Annotated in this window: 20 protein-coding genes; 7 read left to right on the plus strand and 13 right to left on the minus strand. The window is 63.6% G+C overall.

What is annotated here, in order from left to right; all coding sequences use genetic code 11:
• Positions 1–9: 9 nt before the first annotated feature.
• Together M0D68_RS16350 and M0D68_RS16355 are read right to left on the minus strand one after the other, a co-directional pair.
• The gene (locus M0D68_RS16350; RefSeq protein ID WP_211706718.1) at positions 10–651 is read right to left on the minus strand and encodes a nitrogen fixation protein NifQ; all 642 of its coding nucleotides are present in this window, start codon (positions 649–651) and stop codon (positions 10–12) included.
• Between the two features lie 54 nt (positions 652–705).
• Positions 706–1,194, minus strand: coding sequence for a molybdopterin-dependent oxidoreductase (locus M0D68_RS16355; protein WP_093635806.1), 489 nt, complete (start codon positions 1,192–1,194; stop codon positions 706–708).
• 242 nt (positions 1,195–1,436) lie between these two features.
• Here M0D68_RS16355 and M0D68_RS16360 point away from each other — a divergent pair, with 242 nt between their 5' ends.
• Complete coding sequence (locus tag M0D68_RS16360; RefSeq protein ID WP_211706691.1) at positions 1,437–2,315, plus strand: extracellular solute-binding protein; 879 nt, start codon at positions 1,437–1,439, stop codon at positions 2,313–2,315.
• Between the two features lie 28 nt (positions 2,316–2,343).
• Positions 2,344–4,182: an ATP-binding cassette domain-containing protein gene (locus tag M0D68_RS16365; RefSeq protein ID WP_211706692.1), complete on the plus strand. Its 1,839-nt coding sequence runs from the start codon at positions 2,344–2,346 to the stop codon at positions 4,180–4,182.
• Between the two features lie 21 nt (positions 4,183–4,203).
• Here M0D68_RS16365 and M0D68_RS16370 read toward each other — a convergent pair whose 3' ends face one another.
• The 3 genes from M0D68_RS16370 to M0D68_RS16380 all read right to left on the minus strand — a co-directional run bounded on the left by M0D68_RS16370 (position 4,204) and on the right by M0D68_RS16380 (position 6,997).
• The gene (locus M0D68_RS16370) at positions 4,204–5,646 is read right to left on the minus strand and encodes a nicotinate phosphoribosyltransferase (protein ID WP_211706693.1); all 1,443 of its coding nucleotides are present in this window, start codon (positions 5,644–5,646) and stop codon (positions 4,204–4,206) included.
• Between the two features lie 123 nt (positions 5,647–5,769).
• Positions 5,770–6,381 (minus strand): isoprenylcysteine carboxylmethyltransferase family protein, encoded by a 612-nt coding sequence (locus tag M0D68_RS16375; protein ID WP_200651893.1) that lies wholly within the window; start codon positions 6,379–6,381, stop codon positions 5,770–5,772.
• A gap of 376 nt (positions 6,382–6,757) precedes the next feature.
• Positions 6,758–6,997 carry a hypothetical protein gene (locus M0D68_RS16380; protein WP_211706719.1) on the minus strand — a complete coding sequence of 80 codons (240 nt, stop codon included), beginning with the start codon at positions 6,995–6,997 and terminating at the stop codon, positions 6,758–6,760.
• 1,288 nt (positions 6,998–8,285) lie between these two features.
• Between M0D68_RS16380 and M0D68_RS16385 the strand changes: the two genes are divergently transcribed.
• The 4 genes from M0D68_RS16385 (at position 8,286) to M0D68_RS16400 (ending at position 15,127) form a co-directional block, all read left to right on the plus strand.
• Positions 8,286–9,725 carry a sigma-54 dependent transcriptional regulator gene (locus M0D68_RS16385; protein ID WP_093635814.1) on the plus strand — a complete coding sequence of 480 codons (1,440 nt, stop codon included), beginning with the start codon at positions 8,286–8,288 and terminating at the stop codon, positions 9,723–9,725.
• Positions 9,726–9,887: 162 nt separating this feature from the next.
• A complete protein-coding gene (locus M0D68_RS16390) occupies positions 9,888–11,564 on the plus strand; it encodes an MFS transporter (protein WP_211706694.1) in 1,677 nt (558 codons plus the stop codon).
• A 188-nt stretch (positions 11,565–11,752) separates the two neighbouring features.
• Entirely contained in the window at positions 11,753–12,103 is a 351-nt protein-coding gene (locus M0D68_RS16395; RefSeq protein ID WP_093635818.1) for an NIPSNAP family protein, read from the plus strand.
• 366 nt (positions 12,104–12,469) lie between these two features.
• Complete coding sequence (locus M0D68_RS16400; protein WP_266210780.1) at positions 12,470–15,127, plus strand: mechanosensitive ion channel family protein; 2,658 nt, start codon at positions 12,470–12,472, stop codon at positions 15,125–15,127.
• Here the strand turns inward: M0D68_RS16400 and M0D68_RS16405 are convergent.
• The 3 genes from M0D68_RS16405 to M0D68_RS16415 all read right to left on the minus strand — a co-directional run bounded on the left by M0D68_RS16405 (position 15,066) and on the right by M0D68_RS16415 (position 20,096).
• Positions 15,066–15,917: an alpha/beta fold hydrolase gene (locus M0D68_RS16405; RefSeq protein WP_211706696.1), complete on the minus strand. Its 852-nt coding sequence runs from the start codon at positions 15,915–15,917 to the stop codon at positions 15,066–15,068. The genes M0D68_RS16400 and M0D68_RS16405 overlap by 62 nt on opposite strands.
• A gap of 133 nt (positions 15,918–16,050) precedes the next feature.
• Positions 16,051–18,327 carry an ATP-dependent DNA helicase gene (locus M0D68_RS16410; protein WP_211706697.1) on the minus strand — a complete coding sequence of 759 codons (2,277 nt, stop codon included), beginning with the start codon at positions 18,325–18,327 and terminating at the stop codon, positions 16,051–16,053.
• Positions 18,324–20,096, minus strand: coding sequence for a VRR-NUC domain-containing protein (locus M0D68_RS16415; protein WP_211706698.1), 1,773 nt, complete (start codon positions 20,094–20,096; stop codon positions 18,324–18,326). The genes M0D68_RS16410 and M0D68_RS16415 overlap by 4 nt, the downstream gene beginning before the upstream one ends.
• Before the next feature lie 277 nt (positions 20,097–20,373).
• On the opposite strand from M0D68_RS16415, the gene M0D68_RS16420 reads away from it, so the two are divergent.
• Positions 20,374–20,946: a TetR/AcrR family transcriptional regulator gene (locus M0D68_RS16420; RefSeq protein WP_200620546.1), complete on the plus strand. Its 573-nt coding sequence runs from the start codon at positions 20,374–20,376 to the stop codon at positions 20,944–20,946.
• A 19-nt stretch (positions 20,947–20,965) separates the two neighbouring features.
• Here M0D68_RS16420 and M0D68_RS16425 read toward each other — a convergent pair whose 3' ends face one another.
• The 5 genes from M0D68_RS16425 to M0D68_RS16445 form a co-directional block, all read right to left on the minus strand.
• On the minus strand, positions 20,966–21,571 hold the full coding sequence (locus tag M0D68_RS16425; protein WP_211706699.1) for an LUD domain-containing protein: 606 nt from the start codon (positions 21,569–21,571) through the stop codon (positions 20,966–20,968).
• Positions 21,558–22,949 carry a lactate utilization protein B gene (locus M0D68_RS16430; protein WP_211706700.1) on the minus strand — a complete coding sequence of 464 codons (1,392 nt, stop codon included), beginning with the start codon at positions 22,947–22,949 and terminating at the stop codon, positions 21,558–21,560. The genes M0D68_RS16425 and M0D68_RS16430 overlap by 14 nt, the downstream gene beginning before the upstream one ends.
• Positions 22,946–23,689, minus strand: a complete 744-nt coding sequence (locus M0D68_RS16435) for a (Fe-S)-binding protein (protein ID WP_211706701.1) — start codon at positions 23,687–23,689, stop codon at positions 22,946–22,948. Before M0D68_RS16435 ends, M0D68_RS16430 begins: the two co-directional genes overlap by 4 nt.
• A 303-nt stretch (positions 23,690–23,992) precedes the next feature.
• Entirely contained in the window at positions 23,993–24,739 is a 747-nt protein-coding gene (locus M0D68_RS16440) for a FadR/GntR family transcriptional regulator (protein ID WP_093635837.1), read from the minus strand.
• A gap of 179 nt (positions 24,740–24,918) precedes the next feature.
• Positions 24,919–26,106, minus strand: coding sequence for a pyridoxal phosphate-dependent aminotransferase (locus tag M0D68_RS16445; RefSeq protein ID WP_211706702.1), 1,188 nt, complete (start codon positions 26,104–26,106; stop codon positions 24,919–24,921).
• Between the last annotated feature and the right edge of the window lie 124 nt (positions 26,107–26,230).

Raw genomic sequence — 26,230 nt, forward strand, 5'->3', positions numbered from 1 at the left:
GAATGGCCTTCATCGGCGGTCGGGAAAGCAATGCCCATAGTCTTCGCAGCCCGGACAACCGGGTGCCGGGCCGGGCTGAAGCCCTAAGGAAAACGCGCGTTGCTGAGCGAGGAATTTCTTCCAGCGCAGATTCTCGACATTCAGCAACACGAGCGTGGGGAAATAGCGCGTCAGCATCCATGTGACTTCTTCCCGGCCCGCAAGACCGAGGTCACGCCATAGGTGATCCGGCCGCAAGCATGCGTGAGCGATGATTGAGGCGAGGCAGCGAGCGTCGTTCGTGTCGACGGCGGTACTGGCGTACGTGAGCAGGAGTGCGTGCAGCGTGGAGACGAATGCCGCGTGTTCGCTGGTGTCGACAGGTGGCAATGCGGGCAAGGAGGCAAACACGGGCGCAGAGGCACGCACAAAGTGCCGCTCCAGCAGCGCGCGCCACGCTGGCTGCGACAACCCAAGCAACACAAGTTCGTCGCGCACGTCGCGCGCGGCAATCAGCTTGGCGAACAATCGCGTATCGGGTGACGCGGGGTCCGTGGCTGCAACCAGCCACTTCGCCGTGCGCTCGGCAATCCGCGCATCGAGCGACGCGAACAGCGGTTCGGGGCTGGGCGCGGCAGGTTCCGCAACAGGCGAAAGCGGTTCGTCAGACATGGCGGCAGCACGATGAAGAACATCGAACCATATTACGCTCGTCATTCGAATCGCCTACGCCAAAGGCTTCAAAACATGCGCTTCGATACGCGCGAGCCGTTTGACGTGGCGTGGCGCGGGCAGAATATCCGAGCCGGAAAACAGAATCGGCACACCGTCTTCAGCGTCGAGAGCGCGGCCGTCGCATTCATACGCAACGAGCACGTTCTCGCCGATCGGCGTGTTGAACAGTTCGTGCCATGAGAATGTCACAACGTAGCCATCGTGTCCCACCGCCACGAACACCGTCCGCTTGAACTCGCCCGGCACCTCGTTCGGCAAACCTGCTTCCGAGATCAAGGTCGTCAGACGCACACCGCGATAAGGCTCAACGCTACGAATGAAACGATTCGTCGTGTAACAACGCAAATCGAATGGCCTGGCTAGCACGCTTTCGTAACGCTTGAGCCGCTCGAGGTCGAAAGACAGCGTCCGCTGGAACCGTCCACTCAAGACGAGCGCGCTTTCAACGGCAGGCGCGGCAATCACATTCACACTATCCATACGCGGTTATCTCCAGCATTGAAGCCTGACCAGGTTGTCCACCCGTTATTTCCGTGTGTATATTACGCTGCGATGGCCGCCTCGGTGCAAAAGCGCATCGATACGCAATATATCGCCAGGCATATCGGCCACTCCGCCGGCGGTGTCCACATCCATAGACCACACAGAGCGCGCAGCATCCCACAACGCAACGCGATGGCGTCGTAATATAGCGCTCTTAATAACGCATCGGGGTTAATCGCATGATTCGCAAGCTGCTTGCATCTTTCGTGGTCGTCGCCGGCGTGGTGACGGCCGTGCCCGCCTTCGCGCAGGACGACACGGTCAACGTGCTGTACGCCGGTTCGCTCGTCAACCTGATGGAGCGCAGCGTCGGGCCCGCCTTCGAAAAGGCCACCGGCCAGCACTTCCGCGGCTACGCGGCGGGATCGAACAAGATCGCCAACGAGATCAAGGGCAAGCTGCGCCGCGGCGACGTGTTCATCAGCGCGAGCCCGAAGGTGAACACCGGCCTCATGGGTCAGGCGAACGGCGATCACGTCACGTGGTACGTGAACTTCGCCGAATCGCCGTTGATGATCGGCTATAACCCGCAAAGCAAATTCGCAGCGGACTTCAAGAGCAAGCGCTGGGACCAGGTGTTGCAGGAGCCGGGCATCCGCATCGGCCGCACCGATCCGAAGCTCGATCCGAAGGGCGCATTCACCGTCGAGATGATGACGAAGGCCGCGGAGCTCTACCATCAGCCGGACCTCGTCGAGAAGACGCTGGGCGACGCGGAAAATCCCGCGCAGGTTTTGCCTGAAGAAACGCTGGTGGGCCGTTTGCAATCTGGCCAGCTCGATGCCGGCTTCTTCTATTCGACCGAAACGTCCGACCTGAAAATTCCGGCGCTCCGTCCGGCGCCCGAATTGCAGGCCAAAGCGAGCTACACGCTGACGATTCTCAGCGACGCACCGAACCATGCGGGTGCCAGCAGCTTCGTCGACTTCCTGCTGAGCGCGCAAGGCCGCGCGTTGCTCAAGCAACACGGCGTGGACGTGATCAAACCGACCATTTCCGGCAATGTGCAAGCCATGCCGCCTTCGGTGCAAGCCGTGATCGACGCCGCCGCGCAATAAGGCGGTGGAACAAGCAGTGGAACAGGCGGTGAAGCGGTCCGCCGCGCGGCCGTTGCTATGGCTGGCCGCGCTGCTTGCCGTCTATTTGTGCGCGCCGTTTATCGCGAGCGTGCCGCAACTCGGCGCGGCCGATTGGCCGAATGTCGATTGGCGCGCGGTGTGGTCGGCGGTCGGCATCTCGGCGGCGAGCGCCAGCGTGGCCTCGTTCGTGATTCTGCTCGGCGGCGTGCCGCTCGGCTATCTGCTGGCGCGCTCGAACTCGCGCAAGATGGCGCTGCTCGGCTTCGTCGTTCAGTTACCACTTGCGTTGCCGCCGCTCACGAGCGGCGTGCTGCTGCTGTTTCTGCTTGGGCCCTATAGCTGGGTCGGCCGCTTCACCAACGGAGCGCTGACGGATTCGTTTGCCGGCATCGTGCTCGCGGAAATCTTCGTGGCCGCGCCCTTCCTGATCATCGCCGCGAAATCCGCGTTCGCCGCCGTGGACCCCGTGCTCGACGACGTGGCCGCGACGCTCGGCCATCATGCAGGCAGCCGATTCTTCCGCGTGATGTTGCCGGTTGCGTGGCCGGCGATTCGCGCGGGACTTGCGCTGGCCTGGTTGCGTGCGTTCGGCGAATTCGGCGCGACGGTGATGGTGGCCTATCACCCGTATTCGCTGCCGGTGTACACGTACGTCGTATTCGGTGGCCAGGGCCTGCCGGCGATGATGCCGTTATTGCTGCCGACGCTCGCGATTGCGATTGTCTGCGCGGCATTGTCGATATATAGCCTTCGGCAGAAAGCCTCGCTCGAACAAACCGAAAACGGCGACGACGCGCTGGAACCCGGCACGGATCTGACGACGAGCCGGGGCGAAACTTCCGACCTTCGCCTCGCCTTTCATTTGCAGCGCCGATTAGGCGCGTTCGAACTCGACATCGCATGGGCGCCTGCCACGCGGCGGCTTGCGATCATCGGCCCTTCGGGATCCGGCAAATCCCTCGCATTGCGTCTGATTGCAGGGCTCGAATCCAACGCAGCCTGTTCCGTCCGGCTCGGCACAACCGACTTGAGCACACTGCCGCCCGAGCGCCGCCAGATCGGCTACATGCCACAAGACTACGGCCTGTTCCCGCACATGACGGTGGCGCAGCAACTCGCGTTTCCCGTCGACGCCGACGCAGCCAGCGCGCGTTACTGGCTCGATCATCTCGGCCTCGCGCAACTGGTTGCGCGCTTGCCGCATCAATTGTCGTTCGGTCAGCGGCAACGCGTGGCGCTGGCACGAGCACTCACGCGTCACAGCGAATTGCTGCTGTTCGATGAGCCGTTCGCGGCGCTCGATACGCCCCGGCGGCGTCGTTTGCAGCAGTCCCTGCGCGCGTTGCAGCGCGAGATCGCGGCGGTGACGATCATCGTCACACACGATCCCGACGAAGCGGCTCTGCTTGCCGACGAAGTGCTGGTTGTCGAACAGGGCCGCGTGCTGCAGGCGGGTTCCATCGATGAGGTGTTCGAACGGCCGGCATCGATGCGCGTCGCCGAACTGCTCGGCTTGCACAACGTCGGCGAAGGTTTGATGACTGCGCCCGGGCGAGTCGAGATTGGCAATGGGTTGACGATCGCGACCGGCGATAGCGGTTTTGCGATTCCCGCCGGGCAACGGGTGATGTGGCGCATCTCGTCCCACGCCGTGCTTATTTCACCCGGCGGCGCCTATTCCGGCAAGGTGGACGCAGTCGAATTACGGCGCGGCGAGCGGTATGTCCGTCTGAATATCGCGGGGGTGCGCTTCGACATCGCGAACGAAGATGCCCGCTTGCGGGAAGGCAGCCCTTGTCGGATTGACGTTGATGCCAGAGGCTTATCGGTCTGGTATGTGAGCTGACATGTTGGGCCAAACAGCCGGCTAACCTTCAGCCGCGTGAGCCCTCTTCCTGATTTCAGAAAACGCCGCGTCGACGAGCAATTTTCCAGAATCGAAAACCGTGACGAGCGCCTCGTCCCAATCCCCTTCAACGGTACGGTCATCCCACGCCACCGGTAGCGTCACTGTCCGATACTCGCTTGTGTGACGATTCACCAGCAACGTAAGCCGCCCTTTCATCGACCGCTTGCCGGCATCTGTGACCGGGTCCTTGCGTACGTCATGCCATTCATCGCCGAGCCGGATGGCCGAACACTTCATGGCGAAGCGCTGTGTATCGCGGTTGATCTGCTGCAACAACGCGCCGCCCATGCCGAAGACGATGTTGTCTGCCGCAAAGCCGGCCTCATCCATGGCCGCAAGGATGGCCCCGATCGAATCCGGATTCACGCCGTCGCCCTGAATCACGCGCACGTTGTTGAGCACGCGCCGCCCCTTGCCGTTCACCGTCGAACCGAACGACGCCTCGAGCGCCCGCATGGTCTGCAGGACAATCGTCAGCGGATCGCCGGAATCAGGCCGGATCACCAGCGTGCCGCCGGAGTCGAGCACGACCTGCTTCAGCGTCGTGCCCCAAACCTCGAGCGCGGCGAACAGGTCGTAGGAATCGGACACCACCGAAACGATCGCGCCAGGCTTGCCGAACTTCGCGATCATGTTGCGGAATGCGTCGGTCTCACGCTCGCGCCCCCATGAGGTGATCGTGCTGTGCTCCGCGGCCGGCACGGAAAACGCCGCCATCGGTTCGTTGTAGTAGTGGTTTGCCGCAACCACACCGAGCACCGTATCCGAGCCCATGAAACTGACCAGATGCGCCGAGCCGCCAATCGCCGCCGACTCCGCACTCGACACGCCGCGCGCGCCGAAATCGTGCAGCTTGAACGGCAATTGCGTGAGGTCGTCGCTGCTCTTCTCCAGATACGCGCGGATCGTGTTGCGCAGATGCCAGCTTTGCGTCGCGACCGTAATCGGATACCACACGCGCAGCAACATCGTTTCCAGATACGAGGCCAGCCAGAATACCTCGGGATCGTCGCATTCGACCGTGACCAGAACGTTGTGCGTGGGCACGACCGAGCCTTCCGGCACCGCGCGAATCCGCACGGGCAGATAGCCCTCATGCTGCTGGACGATGTAGCGCCAGCCGGCTTCGTTGAACGGTTCGCCATGCGCCGTGAAGAACGCCTTCGCCTGGTCGATCATGGCCGGCGTGATGGGCCGGCACAGATACTCCTTGATCAGCATCTGCAGGCCGAAGAACAACGTGCGGTCGTAGCGCCCGCCGCGCGACTCGATGTATGAAAACATCGCCGACGCTTCCGGCGGATACTGCAGGTAGTGCGACGCCTTGTACGAATCCGTGTTGAGGATCGGATTGGACAGAATCGACGCCATGTCGTGGAACGGGTTTGGATCGCTTTGCATGGATGATGTGGCGCTCGTGCGGATCGATCAGAGGTAGTCAGGCGGATTGGGGGTTTGCCGTTTAGCGCCGCTCATTGCGGCTCATTGCGGCTTGCACCGCGAGAAAAACTACACGATACACCGTCAAAACACGCCCGGAATCACCCGGAACCGCACCTTACCCCTGTACGTCCGATACCGCTCGTCGTCGGACAGGAGCCGCTCCTCCCGCACAATGCGTCCAACCTGCAGCGCAAACTGGCATCCGTAGACAATCACGTTCTGAATCCCGAAGTTCGCCAGCAAGAACCCCACGTCCGTCACGAAATACCCCAGATACATGGGATGACGCACGAACCGGTAAGCCCCGCGGGAAACGACTCCGCGATTGGCGGGCAAAATGCCGAACGACCTGCGCAGCGACACCTTCGCGAACAGTTGCCACAAAATCCCCAGCAGCTGCAGCGAAGCGCCGGCCGCCTCCGGAATAAGTTGGGTGCCGGGCGAAAGCCGCACCGCAAGAAAATAGAACGTGCCGCCCACCGAGCAGATGAAAGCGAAAGGCGTCCAGTCACGGTGCATGGGTACCCGCGCAAACAGCGACAACCCCAGGGTCATGAACGCACTGACCACCAGCAGCAGCAAGGTGATCCGTGTGGGCGCCGCGAGCCATTGCTTGACCGCGGCGTAAGTGAAGAGACTCAACATGAGCGCCGCGGCGACGCGCGCGAGGATTTCGACCAACGCCTCACGCATGCCGCCAGCCGGCGCCACGCCCTCTCCACCGTCGGCGCCGGGCGCCGCGCCCGCCGGACCCACGATCGTGGCATCCTGGAGACGGCCCTCACCATCGAATTCCCGCGAAGGTGTGGTCTTTGTCATTGCACACTCGTTTCGATATGCGAATTATTATTCAAGCCTGCTTCATGAAGGCTTCCGGTCCGTCAGTGTCGCAGCGTAGCAGTCACACCGGACGAATGTCCATATCATGCCACGCCCGCCTGAATTCGATTCTGGCGGGCGAGTTTCGGTGATCGGGTGGGTTCCGCGGCGGAATTGAGTTGCGAAGGCGGCGACGACCGGCGGCCTGAAGCCATCCGGCCGACAAGGCCGCGCCGATAACAGTCGAGATTCAGATGTAATCGTCGGGTCCGGCTGGGTCGACGTCCGCACCGCGCTCGCAGCCTCGTTCGGGCGACGGCGGCATCTCATGGATCGCGTCGCGCAGCGCATCGCGCTGAATCTCGGGTTGAGCCTTGCGTTTCATCGCCTCGGCGATCACCAGCGTGAACAGATCGGCCGGCGGTGCGGCGAACAAGCTACGCGGCCGTGCGACAAGACGCTGATAGGAGAGAACGGCGCCGTGCGCCATGGTGTGATGGTCCAGCCGCGGTGCGGCCAACTTGCTGATCGTTTTCATGACAACCCCCGAATGGTGAGCCATTTCAAGCCTGCGTCCAGGTAGGCCGTGCCCGCGCAATCGCGCCGGCACGGCGCCCAGTCCACCTCGTGAAGCGCGCCCCTCTATGGAGACTAAGACCATCCTCCCCGCATCGTCGCGCCGGCTGGTCCTGACCGTGCGCTGCCCCGCCCCTGCTCTGTGCTGTACGTCGCGTGCCCGCAATGTGCTCGAGCACGGTACCTGTCGCTATTGCGATCAATTTAATTTCGGCCATCAACGCCAGGTCCGTCCAGTCTGACGGAAAAATGGCGAGGTCAGCGTTTTACGTCGTCCGGTGAAGAATGACCGATGCTCCGCATCGACCATTCAGCCCACTTTTTTGACGTCCGTTTTTCAGTGGCCCCGCCACACCCTCGTAAGACACATTGGCTTCCCCGGCCGCGCTTACGAAGACGATGTTCACCGCCGGGCTCCGGCTGCTTTCCCCGAGCTACCGGAGCGGGCGGCAATGCATTCGCTTGTAAAGCTCCTATTGCAATGGCTGTGCCATGCGCTCTCAACCCCTTGATGCACGGTGAATTTCGCTGCCGCGCACCCCGCTGGACCCTGCCTCACGGCACACGTTGATTCGGATTTGACACGCGCGGCGTTCATCCTCCAACGCGCTGCAGAAGGATCTACCTGTCGGCGGGCCTGGACGCGCGCGTGGCCGCCCCCTGTCCGGCCACGCTTTGCGACGTAGCCCGGTCAAATATGCCGATGCTTCGGGCCACGAAACAGCTCTCGCAGCCCTTGCCCAAAATGTCGCAAGCTTGAGACACGGTGATTCGACGGTGCGGCATCCGTTGCACGACGACCACCCTGCGATTTGCAACGCTATGTGGGATTTCGCACATAACCGAGGTTGACCAACCATTTTTGAACCGCAAAAAGGCGCGTTAAAGCGGGAAAAACGTTTCTGAATCCAGATTTGTTTGTATGGCGCTCGAAAGCACTTTCGCTTATCGTTAAGCAATGCGCCACGTAGAGCGCGTCTGCCAGACCATGGAGGTAGAAAACGGCTTTTGTGATTCGGGGATGAAATAGTCAGGCGGCCTCACCGTTAAATGCTGTCCTGCTATCTGTCCGACGCGTAGCACCTCGCGGTTTATGCCGCCGCTCTGCGTCCCCGCCATTGCCGCTACCGTGAATTCGTCATTGCCGGTCTGTCCAGTTCGTCGAAGAGCAGTTCTGAGAGCAGCAACAATCCGGGGGTCACATGAACACGACTTGCACGCCTGTCGACACCGAACGCACCGTTCTATACGTGTCGAACTCGCCCGATCGGGATCTGGCCAGCTTCCTGGCCGCATCCGGCTGGCAAGCTGTGCACGCCAAAAGCACGGCAATCGCCGAACGCATGATCGAGCGCGACAATATCAAGGTCGGCCTCGTCGAATTGCCGGGTGACTGCACGTCCCAGCATTTGTCCGCTCTCGCCTCCTGCATGCGTCGCGTCGAAACCAATTGGGTCGCGCAGATCGCGCCGGGCCAGTCGGACGACGAACTGGTCAGCCGCTTCATCCTCGATTATTGCTTCGATTTCGTCACCCGGCCCTGGCTGAACGAGCGGCTGGTCTTCGCGCTCGGCCACGCGCACGGGCTGTCGAGCCTGCGGCACGCGCCGGCCGCCCCCGAGCCTTCGCTCGGCCGGCACGGCATGGTTGGGCAATGCGAGGCGATGCAGCAGTTATACCGGCGCATCGACAAATGCGGCGTGACCGATGCACCGGTGTTCGTCGCCGGCGAATCCGGCACTGGCAAGGAACTGACCGCCCGTGCGATTCATGAGCGCTCGCCGCGTGCCGGCCGCGCCTTCGTCGCGATCAATTGCGCGGCCATTCCGCCGAGCCTGCTGCAGGCCGAATTGTTCGGCCACGAGCGCGGCGCCTTTACCGGCGCGTTGCAGCGCAAGATCGGCCGGATCGAAAGCGCTAACGAAGGCACCCTGTTTCTGGATGAAATCGGCGATATGCCGCACGAATGCCAGGCGGTGCTGCTGCGCTTCCTGCAGGAAGGCACCATCGAGCGGCTGGGCGGCAATGGGCCGATCAACGTCGACGTACGGGTGATTTCGGCGACCCACGTCGATCTGGACAAAGCTGTCGAAGACGGCCGCTTCCGCTCCGACCTGTATCACCGCCTGTGCGTGCTGCGGCTCGTCGAGCCGCCCTTGCGCGAGCGCGGCGGTGACATCAAGCTGCTCGCCAACTATGCGCTCAGCATGTACCGGCAGGACGGCGCGCGTAAATTGCGCGGGCTGTCGAGCGACGCGATCGTCGCCATGTCGAACTATCCGTGGCCGGGCAATGTGCGCGAGCTGATCAACTGCGTGCGCCGGGCCGTGGTGATGAGCGAGGGCCGCTTTATCACGGCAAGCGACCTCGGCCTGCCGGAAACCGACAACGGGCCGGCCGTGACGCTGGCGGAGATCCGCAGCAAGGCCGAAAAGGACGCCATCGAGCATGCTTTGCAGCGGCACGGCTACAAATTGTCCGAAGCCGCGGCCGAGCTCGGCATTTCGCGGGCCACACTGTATCGCCTGATGCACGCAAGCCGGCTGCATCAGGACCCGGCGGCCGGACGCGCGTCGAACGTCGACGGCGGCGGTGCGGATGCCGATGACGAGGCAGAGCGGCAGGCGCCTTCGCTGGTTTGACCTCGCAGGTTTGACCTAAGGTCGCCTGAACGGGCAAATCTCCGCAAATAGCGCCGCGACCGCGCCGCCTCACGCGGCTCGGCCGGCCTGGCGCCGTAACCGCCTATCGGTTCTCCCTTGGCGTTGGTATGCTGAAAGCCGTTCATCCACCCTGGAGTGGACGTGGCCGATCAGCACGCCCCGGCGCTCGTGCGCCGCCCTTCCTCCGCGCTCCCCGCCCAGGCGAGCCCGTGCGACGCGTTGGCCATCCACGCTCAGCCCCTCAGCTTCGATCATCCGTGCCGGCGCAAAAAGCTCGCGCTCGCCGCGACCATCCTCGGTTCGAGCATGGCGTTCATCGACGGCTCCGTGGTCAACGTCGCGCTGCCGTCGATCCAGACCGAACTGGGCGCGAGCGTCGCGGCGATCCAGTGGGTCGTCAACGCATATCTGCTGTTTCTCGGCGCGCTAGTGCTGGTGGGCGGTTCGCTCGGCGACAAGCTCGGCAGGCGCACCGTGTTCATCGCGGGAATCGGCTTGTTCACGCTGGCCTCGATCGGCTGCGGCCTGGCGCCTGGCGTCGGCGCCCTGATCGCAGCGCGCGCCGTGCAAGGCATCGGCGCTGCAATGCTGGTGCCGAGCAGTCTCTCCATCATCGGCTCGGTATTCGATGACAAGGAGCGCGGCAAGGCGATCGGCACCTGGGCCGGCGTCGGCGCGATCACGTCGGCGGTCGGGCCGGTGGCGGGCGGCTGGCTCGTCGATGCGTTTTCGTGGCGGGCGATTTTCTTTCTGAACGTACCGATTGCGTGCGCAACCATCGCGCTGGCGATCGTCGCCGTGCCGGACAGCCGGCAGGAGAACGATCCATCGGACCCGGATCCCGCGCACAAAGGGCAAGCGCTGCCGAGGCTCGACTTGCCGGGCGCGATCACGGCAGCCGCAGGGCTCGCCGCGCTGACCTACGGCCTGACCATCGCCTCGGCGCGCGGCTTCGGCGACCGCTGGGTGCTGGCGTTGATCCTCGGCGGCCTCGTCGTGCTGTCCGGCTTCGTGATGCTCGAAGCGAAGGCCCGCAATCCGATGATGCCGCTCGACGTGTTTCGTTCGCGCGACTTCGTCGGCGCGAATCTCGTCACGCTGCTGCTCTATTTCGGGCTGGGCGGTGCGCTGTTCTTCCTGCCGTTCACGCTGATCCGCGCGTATGGCTATAGCGCGACCGAGGCGGGGGCCGCTCTGCTGCCGGTGCCGGTCACGATCGGCCTGCTGTCGCGTTTCACCGGTGGTCTGACGAGCCGTTACGGCGCACGGGACTTGCTGGGCGTCGGGCCGGTGATCGCGGCGATCGGCTTTGCGATGCTCGCGCTGCCGTGGGTCCGCGGCGACTATTGGCGCGGCTTCTTTCCGGCGCTGGTCGTGCTCGGGCTCGGCATGACGATTACCGTCGCACCGTTGACGACGACGGTGATGACATCTGTATCCGCCGCCCGCACTGGCGTCGCCTCGGGCATCAATAACGCCGTCGCCCGGGTGGCGAGTCTGCTGGCGATCGCGGTGCTCGGGATCGTGTTCGTGTGGTCGCACGACGCGGCGCTCGACGCGCGGTTCGCTGCGTCGAACGTGCCGCAAGCGGCGCGTGAGTCGGCACGGTTGACGCAGGACACGATGAATGCGAGCTCGGCGGCGCTAGGCGCAACGGACGCCGCCACACGAGCCGAAGTGGCGCGCGCGCAAGCCGAAGCGCTCGGGGCGGCCCTGCGGGCGGTGGCGCTGGTATCGGCGATGTGCGCGCTGGCCGGCGCGGCGCTCGCGGTGTTGACGATCCGCAAGGCTAGTGGAAAAACGACGGCACCAAGTTAAGAGGTAGGCCCCGAGGCACCGCGCCGCTTGCGATCCGAGCGGGCCTTCATACCGCCATTGAGCACGGCCATTAAATGCCGCCCCCCGCTCAACGACCGTTCAGAACGCAGTGAAACGTCGCAGTCGAGCAGTCTTCATACTGCTACTCACCTGCTTCAAACCACCCCCACCCGATCGGGAGCCTGCACATGACGATTACCTGCTTCATCCGCTATCAGATCGACCCGTTCCAACGCGAAGCCTTCAACGACTACGCTCGCAACTGGGGCCGCATTATTCCGCGCTGCGGCGGCCATCTGATCGGCTACTTTCTGCCGTACGAAGGGACCAACGACGTCGCCTGGGGATTGATCGCGTTCGACAGCCTCGCCGCGTACGAAACGTATCGGGCGCGGCTGCGCTCCGACGCCGAAGCCCGGGAAAATTTCCTGTTTGCGCAGACGAAGCGTTTCATTCTGCGCGAGGAGCGCACCTTCACCGAGGTGGTCGAAGGCACGCTCGGCGTGGCCGCGACGGATTCGGTGGAAGCAACGGAATAGGCATTGCCGGGCCTGAGCACCCTGTAGTGCGGAGCCCGTGTGCTTTCGCGCCAACCCTTTTGACGACGCAGCCCCGCGCGGGGCTGCGTCCGCGCATGGCCGCTTGTCCCACGGCGCCTGCCGCCTCAGTAGGTTTCAAGCCGCGCGACCTTGCGCGCTACGCCGCGGACTGCGCCTCGGTCGGGCAAGCTTTCTGCTGCCTGACGTTACAATTCGGACCAACTGGCCGAACCTCCGTGTGAACACCAATACCCGCCGCGGATGGAACTTGTACGACTAAACGCGTGTCGGTCCAAGGTCACCCCGCCGAATCGACCTGCGCGTCCCGGCACCGCCGTCCGCACCTGGTACCCCGCCTTACACCCTATGCGCAAAAAACTCCAAGCCTGGCTTGTCATTTTTCTCCTTCTGAGCGCCTCGCCGGTCTTTGCTGCCGCGGCGCAACCCGCCGCCTCAGCCGCATCCGGCGTCGCGCCTACCCTGACGCCCGAACAGGCCCGCCAGGCCCTCAGCGTCCTCAATGACCCCACACGCCGCGCGCAAGTCAGCGACACGCTACAGGCAATCGCCGCAGCGGGCGCACTCAGCGCTCCACCGGCCTCGACGGCCGCGGCTGCGTCGGCACCCGCCGCGGCCAGCAGCGCCAGCGCGCTCGTCCCAGCCGCCTTCAAGTCCAATGGCCTCGCCTCGCAACTGGCGCGTCAGGGCGCGCATTGGGCTGTACACCTCGGCAAGTCATTGCGCAGTTCGGTCGCCGCGCTGCTTGACCTCGCTTCGGTGCGTGCCTGGTGGCATTGGCAATCGACCAGCCCGCAAGCGCGCGGCGTGCTCGGCCAGGTCGCATGGTCGCTGCTGGCGGCACTGCTGCCCGCGCTCGCGCTCGAATGGCTCGCGCGCCGCCTGTTGCGCCGTGCGTACATGGCCCTTGCCGCGCGCCGCGAACGTGGCGATGAAGACGGGGCATTGCAAGCCGACCTGCCCGTCGACGTCCAGCCGCAACCGGCCGATGCGCCGAATGCCGCGCCGCCGCTGCCCGTTTCACCGGCTTCGCCCGATGCAACGGCACAGGCGGCGAAGCCCGGCGCGGCCATAGCAACGCCTACGCCCACCACCGGCAAAGCCACCGACGCCAAAGGCGAGCAGAAGGCCGTGCATCACCTGACGCTGCTGCAGCGCCTGCCGCGCGCGCTCCTGACGATGGTGCTGCGCCTGTTGCCGCTGGCGGTGTTCGTCGGCGCGGCGAGCGCACTGATGTCGATCGTCACCGAGGACGGCACGCCGCAAGATCGCGCGCTCGATTCGCTGATCGACATCTACGTGCTGTGCCGCCTGATTGTGATCGTCAGCGGCTTCTTCCTGCAGCCGAGCGCACCCCGCCTGCGCCTGTTGCGCATGAGCGATGCGTGGGCTGCTTTCGTGCAGCGCTGGATCGTGCGGATCGTCGCCGTGGTCGGCGCCGGTTCGGCGATCGCGGAGATCGCGCAGTCGCTCGGCTTGAACGACGCGGCGCATCTCGCGCTGATGAAAGTGGTCGCGCTCGCCGGCCACATCATGATCTCGATTCTGATTCTGAAATGCAGGAAGCCGGTCGGCGAATTGATCCGCAGGCGCTTTGCCGCGAGCGAATCGCTGGAAATGTTCGGCAACGCGCTCGCCGATGCGTGGGCCGGATTCGCGGCGTTCGTGGTGATGGCGCTGTGGTCCATCTGGGCGCTCGACGTGCAGAACGGCTATCGCACCCTGCTGCATCTCGGCGGTATTACGCTGGCGATTCTGGTGGGCGCGCGAGTCGTCGCGATCGTAATTTTCGGCGCCATGGCGCGGCTCTTCAACGTACAGGGCGACGCGGAGAAGTCGCTCGTGCAACAGCATGCCTACCGCTATTACCCGCTGCTGCGGCGGGTCGTCGCGTGGCTCATCGGCATTGTCACCGCGCTCGCGCTGCTGCAGGTTTGGGGCGTCGACGTGGGCGAACTGTTCCGGGCCGGGTCGATCGGCCATCGGCTGGCTTCGGCGCTGGTCACGATCGGGGTCGCCGCGGTGATCGCGCTGGTGGTGTGGGAAGGCGCCAACGTGTCGATCGAACGGCGGCTGGACCGTTGGACCACCAGCGGCGACCTCGTGCGCGCCGCACGTCTGCGTACCCTGCTGCCGATGCTGCGCAGCGCGCTCTTTTGCGTGATCGCGCTGGTCGTGGTGCTCACCGGCCTGAGCGAACTCGGTGTGAACATCGGGCCGCTGCTGGCGGGCGCGAGTATTTTCGGCGTGGCGCTCGGCTTCGGCTCGCAAAAGCTGGTGCAGGATTTCATCACCGGCATGTTCCTGTTGATGGAAAACGCCATGCAGGTCGGCGACTGGGTCACGCTCGCGGGCGTATCGGGTACGGTTGAATATCTGTCGATCCGCACCGTTCGCTTGCGCGGCAGCGACGGTTCGCTCTTCACCGTGCCATTCAGTTCGGTCACGACAGTGAACAACACCAATCGCGGACTCGGCAATGCCGCGGTGAAAGTGAATATCGTGTTCGGCGAGGACGTCGATCTGGCAATCGCCACGCTGAAGGAAATCGGCGCCGCGCTGCGCGAAGACGAGAAGTTCAAGGACGGCATTCTGTCCGACTTCAGCTTCTGGGGCGTGGACGGCGTGGACGGTTCGGCGGTCACGCTGGCCGGGCAGATCCAATGCCGCGACACTGCGCGCTGGGGCGTGCAGCGTGAATTCAACCGGCGCATTCTCGACCAGTTCAGCGCGCGCGGCATCGAAATCGCGAACCCGCAGCGGCATTTGCTGACGTGGGACCCTGAGAGCGTACCGGCCAAAGTCGAATCGAACGGCGCGCCGGACGTAGGCCCCAACGCTGCTGCGAAGAGCGAACCGCCTTCAACGGCGCCTGCCGACGCCTCGCTGAAAGCGGCGGCCGGCAAGGCCGACGCACCGGTTGAAGATCAAGTGCCGGTCGACCCTAAACCGGCCGGTGGCCCAGGAACGCCAGCAAATCCTGGTTCAGCTTCTCCGCATGAGTGAAGTACAGGCCGTGGCCGGCGCCTTCGTAGACGTTCAATGAAGCGCCTTCGATCAGCGCCGCGGTCGGCCGTCCGGTCAGCTCGAGCGGCGCAGAGGCGTCCCGATCACCGTGCACGACGAGCGACGGCACCCGGACGCGGGCCAGCTCCGCGCGGAAATCGGTGATGGTCTGAACGCGGGCGAGTTCGAGCATGGCCTGATGCGAGGTTTGCAGCATCATGCGGATCGTCCAGTCGAGCGGCGCGCGCGACACACCCGGGCCGAAGTACGGCGCGGCATTCGCCTCGATCCAGTCGGGGAAGGAACGGCTCAGCGCGAGGCGGCCTTGCTCGAATAGTACGGCGTCGATCCCGTTCGGGTTGTCTTCGGTTTTCAGCAGATACGGCGTGGCTGCCGGCGCGATGAATGCAATCCGGGCCACGCGTTCCGAACCGTGCCGCGTCAGGTAACGCACCGCTTCGCCGCTCGCGATCGAATGCGCGACCAGTGTCACATTGTTCAGATCGAGTGTGCTGAGCACGCTGTCGAGATCGTCGGCGAGCGTGTCGAAGTCGTAGCCACGCCCGGGATCGCTCGAACGGCCGTGGCCGCGGCGGTCATAAGCGATGCAGCGGCAGCCGAGGCGCGATAGCGGCTCCATCTGATACGACCACATGTCGGAATTCAGCGTCCAGCCGGACAGGAACACGAGCGGCGCGCCTTGCCCCCAATCGCGGTAGAAAAGGCGCGTGTGATCGGCGGTGCGGATCGTGTTGGGCTCGTCGGTGAGATACGGTGCGGTCGCGTTCATGGAAGTCTCCTTACCTTGGGTCGGAATCGTTGTGCCGTGCCGCCACTTTGCCTGGCGGGTGTAGGCAGGTCGATTACCTGGGAGGTAAAGAGATGGGCTTGCGAGCCAGAGATGAGCGGCTCATTGCGCTTGCTTATTGCACCTGCCACCAGCGCGGCAACAGCCGCCGCACTTCCGGCCGCCGATACCGGTCGTCGATCAGATGCACCACCCCTTGATCCTGCTCCGTGCGAATCACGCGGCCGGCGGCCTGCACGACCTTCTGCAAGCCCGGATACAGATACATGTAGTCGTAGCCGTTGCCGAACTTCGCGTCCATCGTGCGGCGCATCTGCTCGTTCACGTCGTTCATCTGCGGCAAGCCGAGCGTCGCGATGAAGGCGCCAATCAGCTGCTGCCCAACCAGATCGATACCCTCGGAGAACGCGCCCCCTAGCACCGCGAAGCCGACGCCCTGGTTCATGGTGCGAAAGCGCGCTAGGAACGCGTCGCGCGCGGCCTCGTCCATGCCCTGTTCCTGTGCCCATACCGGCAGTTCCGGATGACGCGAGCGCATCAAGCTCATCACCTGTTGCAGATACTCGAAGCTGCTCAGGAAGCCGAGATAATTGCCCGGCTGCGCGGCGTACTGCTTGGCGATCAGATCGACGATGGGCAGGAGCGAGCGTTCGCGATCACGCCAGCGCGTGGATACGTTGCCGGCCACACGCACCTGCAACTGTTCGGCGCGAAACGGCCCTTCGACCTCGAGCCAGTTCGTCCGCTCCGGCAAACCCAGCGTGTCGCGATAGAAATGATGCGGGTTGAGCGTGCCCGAAAACATCACCGTGGTCCGCGCGGCAGCATAACGCCCTGCGAGGAACGGCGCCGGGATCACGTTGCGCACGCACAGCATGCTGCTGCTTTTGTCGCGCGGCGCGTAGCGATCCGTGGTGAGCGTGATGTCGAAAATCGAATGCTCGCCGAATTGCTCCGCCAGCGCGACGAAATGCATGGCGTCGAAGAAAAATCGCAGCGAGGCTTCGTCGATGGAAAGCGGCGCTTCGGCGAGTTGATCCGTCACCGCGCCGATCAGATTCTGTGCAGCCGAAAGCAGTTTGCCTGGCACATCAGCGTAGACCTGATACGTGTCGGTCTGGGCCCGCTTCACAGCATTCCACTCGCGCTGAAGCCGATCAAGCGGCTTCTTCAACGTCGCAGGCGCGGTTTTACGGGCGAGCCGGAACGCCGCCTGGTCGAGCGACGCGCTGTACATGCGCCGTGCCCGCTCGAGCAGGTTGTGCGCCTCGTCGACCAGCACGCCGACGCGCCACTGATTGATCTGCGTGAGCGCGTACAGCATCGCGCTGCTGTCGTAGTAGTAGTTGTAATCGCCGACCACCACGTCGGACCAGCGCGCCAGTTCCTGCGCGAGATAGTACGGGCAGACGTCGTGCCCGAGCGCCGCTTCGCGCACCGACGCCCGGTCGAGCCGCGGTCCGGCCAACGCCGCGCTGCGGGCCGCGTCGAGCCGGTCGTAGAAACCGCGGGCGAGCGGACAGGACTCGCCATTGCAGGCCTTGTCGGGATGCTCGCAGGCCTTGTCGCGCGCGACCAGTTCCAGGGTTCTCAGCGGCAAGCGCGCGGAAGTCGGCTCGGCGCTTCGATGGAGCGTTTCGATCGCATCGAGGGCAAGCGCGCGGCCCGGCGTCTTCGCGGTCAGGAAGAACACGCGGTCGATCTGATCCGACGCACACGCCTTGAGCAGCGGAAAAATCGTCGCCAGCGTCTTGCCGATGCCGGTCGGCGCCTGCGCCATCAAGGGCGTGCCGTCACGCGCAGCGCGATACACCGACACCGCCAGTTCGCGCTGACCACTTCGGAACTGGCCATGCGGAAACTGCAGCGCACTGAGCGCGGCATTGCGCGCGGCGCGGTGCGCCTCTTCCTGCACGGCCCAATCGAGAAAGCGCTCGCACTGCTCGACGAAGAAAATCTCCAGCTCACGCGCGGTGTGCGTTTCGGTCAGCAAGGTTTCCTTCTGACTGCCAACATCGAAATACACCAGTGCGACCGTCAATTCAGCGAGCGAACGGGTCTGGCACAACAGGTGCCCGTACACCAGCGCCTGCGCCCAATGCAGCGTGCGGTGATTGGCGGGCATCCGTTCGAGCGCGCCACGATGGGTCTTGATCTCTTCCAGCCGGTTCGACACCGGGTCGTAACCGTCGGCGCGGCCACGCACGGTCAAACCGCGATGCGTGCCGGTCAGCGTAATTTCGGCTTCGTAGCCGCTCGCGCGCCGCCCGGCGACCGTCACATGGCCGGCCATGCCCTCCAGCGAGGTGGGCGCGGGCGTGAAGCGCAGATCCAGATCGCCTCGCCGCGCAGTGAATTCGCACATCGCCCGGACGGCGACCACGTAGGTCACGGCGTGATCTCCGTCACGACTTCCGACGCGACGATCTCTTCATCGGCCCATCGCACGTCGAGCACGCGCACCGGCATGCCGTGCTGCGCGCAGTACGCGAGCCAGCGGATCTGGTTGTCCTGCAAGCGGTCGCCGGGGCCTTTCACTTCGATCAACTCGTAACGGCGCTCGGCCGGCCAGAACCGGATCAGGTCCGGCAGGCCCGAACGGTTGCCGCGGATGTCACGCAGCAAGCGCTCGAACCATAGTTTCAGATGCGCGGCAGGCAGGCAGTCGAGCGCCAACTCGACCAGTTCCTGCGTCAGCAAGCCCCAGAATACAAACGGCGATTGCAATCCCGCCTTGCTTTGCAGATGCCGCAGAATCGTCTCGCGATAGGCGCTGCTGTCGAGTTGCGCGAGACACGCGGCGAATTGCGCGGCGCGGCGCGCATGAAAATCCGGCGCATGCAGATCGGCCGGTCTGCGCTGGAACGGGTGAAAAAACGCGCCGGGCAGCGCCGCGAACACCGGCTCCCAGCACAGCAAGCCGAACAGCGAGTTGATCAGCGCGTTTTCGACGTAATGAACCGGCGCCGCGTCGCAAGTCAAATGATCGCGGGCGACGTATTCGACCGGTTGTGGCGCGTCTGGCCTCGGCAGAACCAGTGTGCTGCGCTCAACCGGGCGAGCTGCAGCCACACGCGCCACACGCTCGCCGCGCTTGCGCTGCAAACGCAGCAACATGCGCTCGATGCGCTGCGCTTCCTCTTCGCTTTCAGGTTTCGCAGCGGCTTGCAAAGCGAGGGCGAAGGCTTCGTCAAATCGCTCACTGCGTTCCAGCACTCGCAAGCGCCGATGGCGCGCGCCAGGCCACGCGCAGCGCTCATAGACAGCGAGCGCTGCGCGCCAGTTCTGTTGACGCTCACAATGCTGGCCGATACGAAACAGCAGTTTCGCGCGACGCGTTTCGAGCCACGGGTTTGAGGTTTCGATCGCAGCAATCGCGACGACGAGCTCGTCGATCGCCTCTGACTCCGCGTCACCCGCGGGGAGCCATTCGAGCGCTTCGCGGCATGCATGCAACGCAAGATAAACGTCGACGTCCTCGCGTTGCTGGAATGCGCGCGACGACGGCGCGAACGCAACCTTCTCGTACTGGAACACGCCGAGATCGGCAAGCACGAACTCCGACCAGTCCTGCTGCAGATTGCCGAAGAACATGAGGCGCAGACGCTCGCAAAGGGGCGCGATGGCGACGTGGAAGACGCGGTCGGTGGTCTGGGCGTGCCACGCGGACAACGGCTGCGCGGTGGCGCCTCGTTCGTCGCATTCGCCCTCACCCGCTCCTTCGCTTTCGTAAAACGGCCGCAGCGTTTCCAGCAGATCGGGTTTGCGCAAGCCTTTCGCGCCGGGAATCAACGCGATGGCGTCCGCCAAGATCAGCAGCAACTCGGGGCGCGTGGTGAGCGCGAACAGATCGTCGAGCGTCAGAACGGGTTCCGTGTCGACCCAACCGAGCATTGCCAAGGGTGCAACTGCCTGCAAAGGACAACCGATCTCGTCATAAGACAGGCGGCTGGCGCGGAACAGCGTGCCCTTGCGCATCAGCATGCGAACCAGCAACGCGCGCGAGGGCTGCGGCAAAGCGGCGAAATCGCGCAGGAAACCGTGTTCGTGCGCGTCCAGCAGATCGTCGTAACGCTCGGCGAGCCACGCCAGCGCACGCTCGAAGTTCAGCAGGTAATAAGGGACACCAGAACGGGGGTCCGACGGAGCATCTATCGCCACGGAGCGTTTACGAAACCTGTATGTTTATACAGTGATGATATCAAAATATAAGTACGCGTCGATACCCGCTCCGTATGCGCATGGAGAATCCGCTCACTGGTCCTCGTCGCCCGAAATCGCCTGGGCCGGCCCCGGCCAATCCAGAAAGCGCGTTTTCCTATATGTGGGCAGAATGTCACGCATATGATATAGATCGTTCTACAAAGACGGCAACGAAGCTGAGTTACGTCTGGTGTTAAGATTTTTTGAAACAAGCCCTAGTGAGAGCGTGATCTGCATGCGTGCAAGCAAACGACAACTTGTCGTCGATAAAGCCACCCAACTGTTTTCGATGCACGGTTTCCAGGCCGTCGGCGTGGACTGGATCATCGACGACTCCGGCGTTGCGCGAATGACGCTATACCGCCACTTTTCAGGCAAGGACGAATTGATCCGGGAGGTGCTGCTGCAACGCTATGCGCTGATCGTCGGCAGTATCGAAGCCCGTCTGCAGACGCTTGAGATTCCGGAGGAACGGGTCAAGGCAATTTTCGACTGGTATGGCGATTGGTTCGCGACGCCAGAATTCGCGGGTTGCCTGTTTGAACGCGCACTGGCGGAGTTTGGCACCGAGTACCCCAAGATCTCGGGCGTAGCCATCCAATATCGGACAAAGATGACCACCTGGATAGCGGAACTGCTGCAGGGTCTCATGCCGGCGTCTGAGGCAAAACGCCTTGGGGATGTCTTCATGATGTTGCTCGATGGGGCAACCGTCAACGCACGCGCGGCGAATGATCCCGGGCCGGCTTCGCAGGCTTGGGCTGCCGCCGAAGTTCTGCTGCGATCGGCCAAAGCCAAAGCGGCGTGAGCGGGAGCCCGCTCACGCGCTAGATTCCTCGCTGTGCCTGCGGGGCCTCCACCCACACCACTGTCAACGATCGCACCCCCTGCGCACCACGAATCAGCACGCCTTCGATATCCGCGGTGGCCGAAGGGCCGGTAACCAGCGCCGCATAGCGCGCATCGCGGAAGTCGTCGCGACGGTACACGTCCTGCAAGCCGTCGAGCAACTGCGCCGGATCGAGCAGCACCACCAGATGCTGCACGATGTACCCCAGCGAGTTGACCACATACTCGCGCTCGCTGAACCACACCGAGCCGGTTTCAGCCACGCCGAAGCGCCCCCGCACCACGCCCACCTCGATATCCTGCAACGACGCCGGTTCGGTTTCGGCCGTGATCGCGCGCGTGCCGGGCACTTCGGGCGTCGCCGACGCCACCGACGCCGCATCGCCGAACCGCTCACGGATCAGCGCAAGCACGTCACCCGCAGCCCGCGCTTCGACGCACGTGCCGCCCATCGCCTGCAATGCTGCCGTGAAGCGCGCCCGCAAGTCCCCGCCCGCCGAAGCGAACAGCGGCGCATCGGGCCGTGGACGCGCCGGCGGCTGCGCCTCACGCACCTTTGCCAGAAAAGCCTCACGCGTTGCCATCGCCACCTCCACGATTCTTCTTGTACCAGGCGTGGAAGGTCAGCTTCGGCGCCTCCGGCAACTCACGCTGCCGGCCCCAGATGTTGAGCGGGTTATACAGCACGAAATTCGGCAAACGCCGCAGCGCGCCGCCCATCGACGACACTGTCGCCCGATACAGCGTCGGACTCGCAAGCAGGCGCCCCGCCATCTTCAGCACTTCCTGCTTCACGAATGGCACCTCATGACGTTCTGCGATCACCGTTCGCCATTTGTAGATCTGCTCGTGAATATTGATCTTCACCGGACACACATTCGTGCAACTGCCGTTTAGCGTCGACGCGAACGGCAACGCGCTATAACGCTTCAGGTCGAAGGTCGGGTTGATGATTGCGCCGATCGGCCCCGAATACGTGCCGCCATACGACAAGCCGCCACTGCGCCGATACACCGGGCACGTGTTCATACACGCGCCGCAGCGAATGCATTTGAGCGAATACCAGAAATCCTCCATCGCCAGCCGCTCCGAGCGGCCATGATCGACGAGGATGAAGTGCATCTCGGCGCCCGGACGCGGCGCACGGAAATGCGAGGTGTACTGGGTAATCGGCGAACCGAGCGCGCTGCGCGACAGCATGCGGATAAATACGCCGAGGTCCGACACCTTTGGAATCAGCTTCTCGATACCGATCGACGCGATATGCAACGGCGGCACATTCGCCGACAGGTCGGCATTGCCCTCGTTCGTACACACGACCACCGTGCCCGTCTCCGCCACCGCGAAATTGCAGCCCGTCATGCCCGCCGTTTTCTCGCGCACGAAATACGGCCGCGTATTCATCCGCTGGCTTTCAGCGAGGTAGTGAATATCGCTGTTTTGCGGATCGGTGCCGATGGTTCGACCGAACAGTTCAGCCACATCGGCGCGTAGTTTATGGACCGCGGGCACCACCATATGGCTCGGGTCCTGATGATCGAGCTGCTGGATGCGCTCGCCGAGATCGGTCTCCATCACCGTGATGCCGCGCGGTTCGAGATACTCGCGCATCTTGCATTCGTCGGTGAGCATCGACTTGCTTTTGACGAGCGTGGTCATGCCGCGCTCGGACATGATCTGGTGGACCAGCGCATTGTGCTCTTCGGCGGTCGCGGCCCAATGCACCACGACGCCATTTGCTTCGGCCGCAGCGGCGAACTGTTCGAGATAGTCGGACAGATGCGACAGCGTGTGTTCCTTGATGCCCGATGCCAGTTCGCGCAGCGTCTGCCACTCCGGGATGCCGTGCGCCTGCGCATCGCGCTTCTCACGCAAATCCCATAGACGTTTGTCGTGAAACGCGACGTGCTCCGTCTTCCTGATGAAAGCGCCCGCGGCTTTCGCGTGATCGATGCGGCTCATGCGCGTGCTCCGTTGAGAACCTGCGCGATATGGATGAAGCGTGCGTCGGCTTTCATGCGTTCCGCGCAACCTTGCTGGTGCATCAGGCACGACATGTCGCCCGACACGATGTACTCCGCGCCCGCGTTGAGATGATCGCGAACCTTGTCCTGCCCCATGCGCACCGACACCGGCTCTTCGGTCACCGAGAACGTGCCGCCGAAACCGCAGCATTCGTCGGGCCGCGACGGTTTGACGAATTCGATGCCTTTCACACCTTCAAGCAAGGTGCGCGGTTTCGAAAACGGCAGCGCGGAGATCTCCGAGACCGACGCTTCCTTCAGATGCCGTAGCGCGCTGCAACTGTTATGCAGGCCGACGCGATGCGGAAACTCCGCCCACGGAAACTCACGCGCGCCGAGCACGTCATGCAGAAACTCGACGAGTTCGTAGGCGTTGGCGCGAACCTTTCTGACTTCATCAGTCTGCTCGAGCGCGGTCAGATGCTCGCGTACGTGATGAATGCAACTCGCCGACGGTCCGACGATGTAGTCGTAGCCGGCGAAGTTGCGCGCAAACACGCGCTCGGCGCCGGCTGCCTCGGTGTGCGCGCCGCTGTTGGCCATCGGCTGGCCGCAGCAGGTTTGCTCCTGCGGATAGTCGACCTCGATGCCGAAGCGTTCAAGCAATTCGAGCGTGGCGATCCCTACTTCGGGATAGAACGCGTCGATGAAGCACGGGATAAACAGGGCGACTTTCATAGGCTCATTTGAATGAAATGCGGCGGCCGCTGATTCACTTACTTTAGTGCGGAATCATGGCGGCGCAGGCATTTCCTGCCGGCAGCGTGTTCGCGGCCGGTCAGTAAGACTGGTATTGTTGGTCTGACCAAGAAATATAAGGAAGTCGCCGGGCGGTGTCAACCGCGAGAACGTTGATGAAGCAGACTGGACAGGCCTCAGCGCGGTTATGGGCGCACGCAACCCGCTGCCCGCGCGTGGGCAAAAGCGGTGGTCAGGAGGTCGGCAAATCAGGAAATGAGGCGTCGGCCAGAGGCCGGCAACTCAGGAAATCACGCTCGGCGACGGTCTCGCCGCGTCGTCCTTGTACATCTCGCGCACATAGGTCAGATGACGCTCGGCGGCCTTGCGCGCCTTTTGTGCGTCGCGGGCGATGACTGCGTCGTAGATGGCCTGATGCTGGCTCATCAACTGCTTTTCCATCGCGTCGTCGTAGTCGATCAGACGATGGTACTGGCGCATGCCTTCGCGAATCAGCGTATGGATGCCGTGCATCACATGCGCGAGCGCGATGTTATGTGTGGAGTCCGCGATGGCGAGATGAAACGCGGCATCCAGTTCCGCGAGATTCACACGGTCTTGCGACTGCGAACCGGCCTTCAATGCTTCGAACGCCTCGGTGATCTTCTGCAGATCGGCTGGCGTGGCGCGCTCGGCGGCATACACCGTCGAAATCGATTCGAGACCCTGGCGCAGTTCGAGAATATCGGCACTGGTGCGCGGATTTTGCAGTAGCAGTTCCGCGAGCGGCTTGGAGATGATCGGCGCGGTGACGTCGACGACCGTGAAGCCGCCCCGCCCCGACGTTTCAATATACCCGTCCGCTTCCAGCCTGATCAACGCTTCCCGCAACGACGGCCGCGACACCCCGAGCTGCGTGGCCAGATCGCGTTCGGCCGGCAAGCGGTCACCGGGCATTAGCGCGCCGTCCGAGATCAGTTGCTTGATCTGGTCGGACACCACGTCGGAAAGTCGTTTGCGCGTGAAGGACTGGATCGGGAGAAATGGCATGGGCGGCGCGGGGCGAATCCTGGTTGATCAAGTCTGGTTGGCGAAGCCGTGGACAACGGCATGGACGCGCCTTCGAACGGGGCGCCAAAGTGCAGGAATTATACCGTTCAACGACTTTCCGCTGCCCGCCAGGCTAGCTCGTGTCCGCTGCGTACGGCAGCGGCTTTCCTGTTCACAGCCTACACGTTCGTACGCACCGGCAATCCACCGACGAACGCAGCAATCCGTTCGCAAGCATCGATCAGGCTTGCCTCGTCGACCACAAAACCCAACCGCACAAAACCATTCGCGGTCTCGCCGAAGGCGCTAGCGTCGAGCAACGACACACCTTGCGCGCGAAACAGTTGCCAGGTGAAATCGACTGTATCGAGGCCCGTGCCGCTGACGTCGACCATCATGAACATGCCGGCTTCCGGCAACAGGCAACGCAAGCCCGGCACGCGGTGCAGGCGCTCGAACACGACATCGCGGCGGCGCCGGTAAATCTCGCGCATCTCGGCGACGATCGGCGCCTTGTTCTGCAGCGCGGTCAATGCAGCCTGCTGGATGAAACCTGGCAAGCCATACAGCATTGCCAAGGCGAGCCGCCCCATATGCTCGATCAGCGTGGCGGGCCCGATCGCCCAACCCACGCGCCAGCCCGCCATGGCATGCGATTTCGACAGACTGCCGAGCGTCACCGTGCGCTCCGCCATACCTGGCAACGCGGCGATGCTCACGTGCTCACGCTCGAACGTGAGATCGGCATAGACCTCGTCGGAGAGCACCCACAGATCGTGCTCGCACGCGATCCGCGCGATGCGCTCCAGATCGGCGCGTGGCATCACCACGCCGGTCGGATTACACGGTGTCGCGAAGAAAATGGCTTGGGTGCGCGGTGTGATGGCCGCTTCGAGCGCGTCGCAGTCGAGGTGAAACGCCCGCGCCGGATCGACCGGCACCGGCACAAGCGTGGCGCCCGCGGCGCGCACGCAGGCTTCGTATGTGAGGTACATCGGCTCGGGGACGATCACTTCGTCGCCCGCTTCCAGCAGGCACAACGAGGTGGCGAACACGCCGTTCTGCGCCCCCGCAGTCAGGATCACGTTGGCCGCGCTTACGGCGCAACCCGTGGTGCGCGCATGGTCTTCGGCAATCGCCGCGCGCACCGGCTCACGCCCGGACACCGCGCTGTAATGCGTATCGCCGCTACGCAACGCCTCGATGGCGCGCTCGACGATCGGCGCGGGCGTCGCGAAATCGGGGTCGCCGACGCTCAGCACGATCACATCTTCGCCATTGGCGAGCGCCTGCTGAGCGACGCGATGGATTTCCCACGCCGAGGTACGCCTGCCCTGCAAACGCTCAACCAGATTCGAATACTTCATGGAACTCACCCCGTTTCGACTTGAGCCGCCAATGTAATGGGGCGCGTGCGAAACGTCCAGATACGAAAAAGCGCCACGCGAGCACTGAGACTCGCGTGGCGCTTCGCTGAAGCCCTGGCCCCGA

The sequence above is a fragment of the Paraburkholderia sp. SEWSISQ10-3 4 genome, assembly GCF_030464785.1.
Taxonomy (GTDB): domain Bacteria; phylum Pseudomonadota; class Gammaproteobacteria; order Burkholderiales; family Burkholderiaceae; genus Paraburkholderia; species Paraburkholderia aspalathi.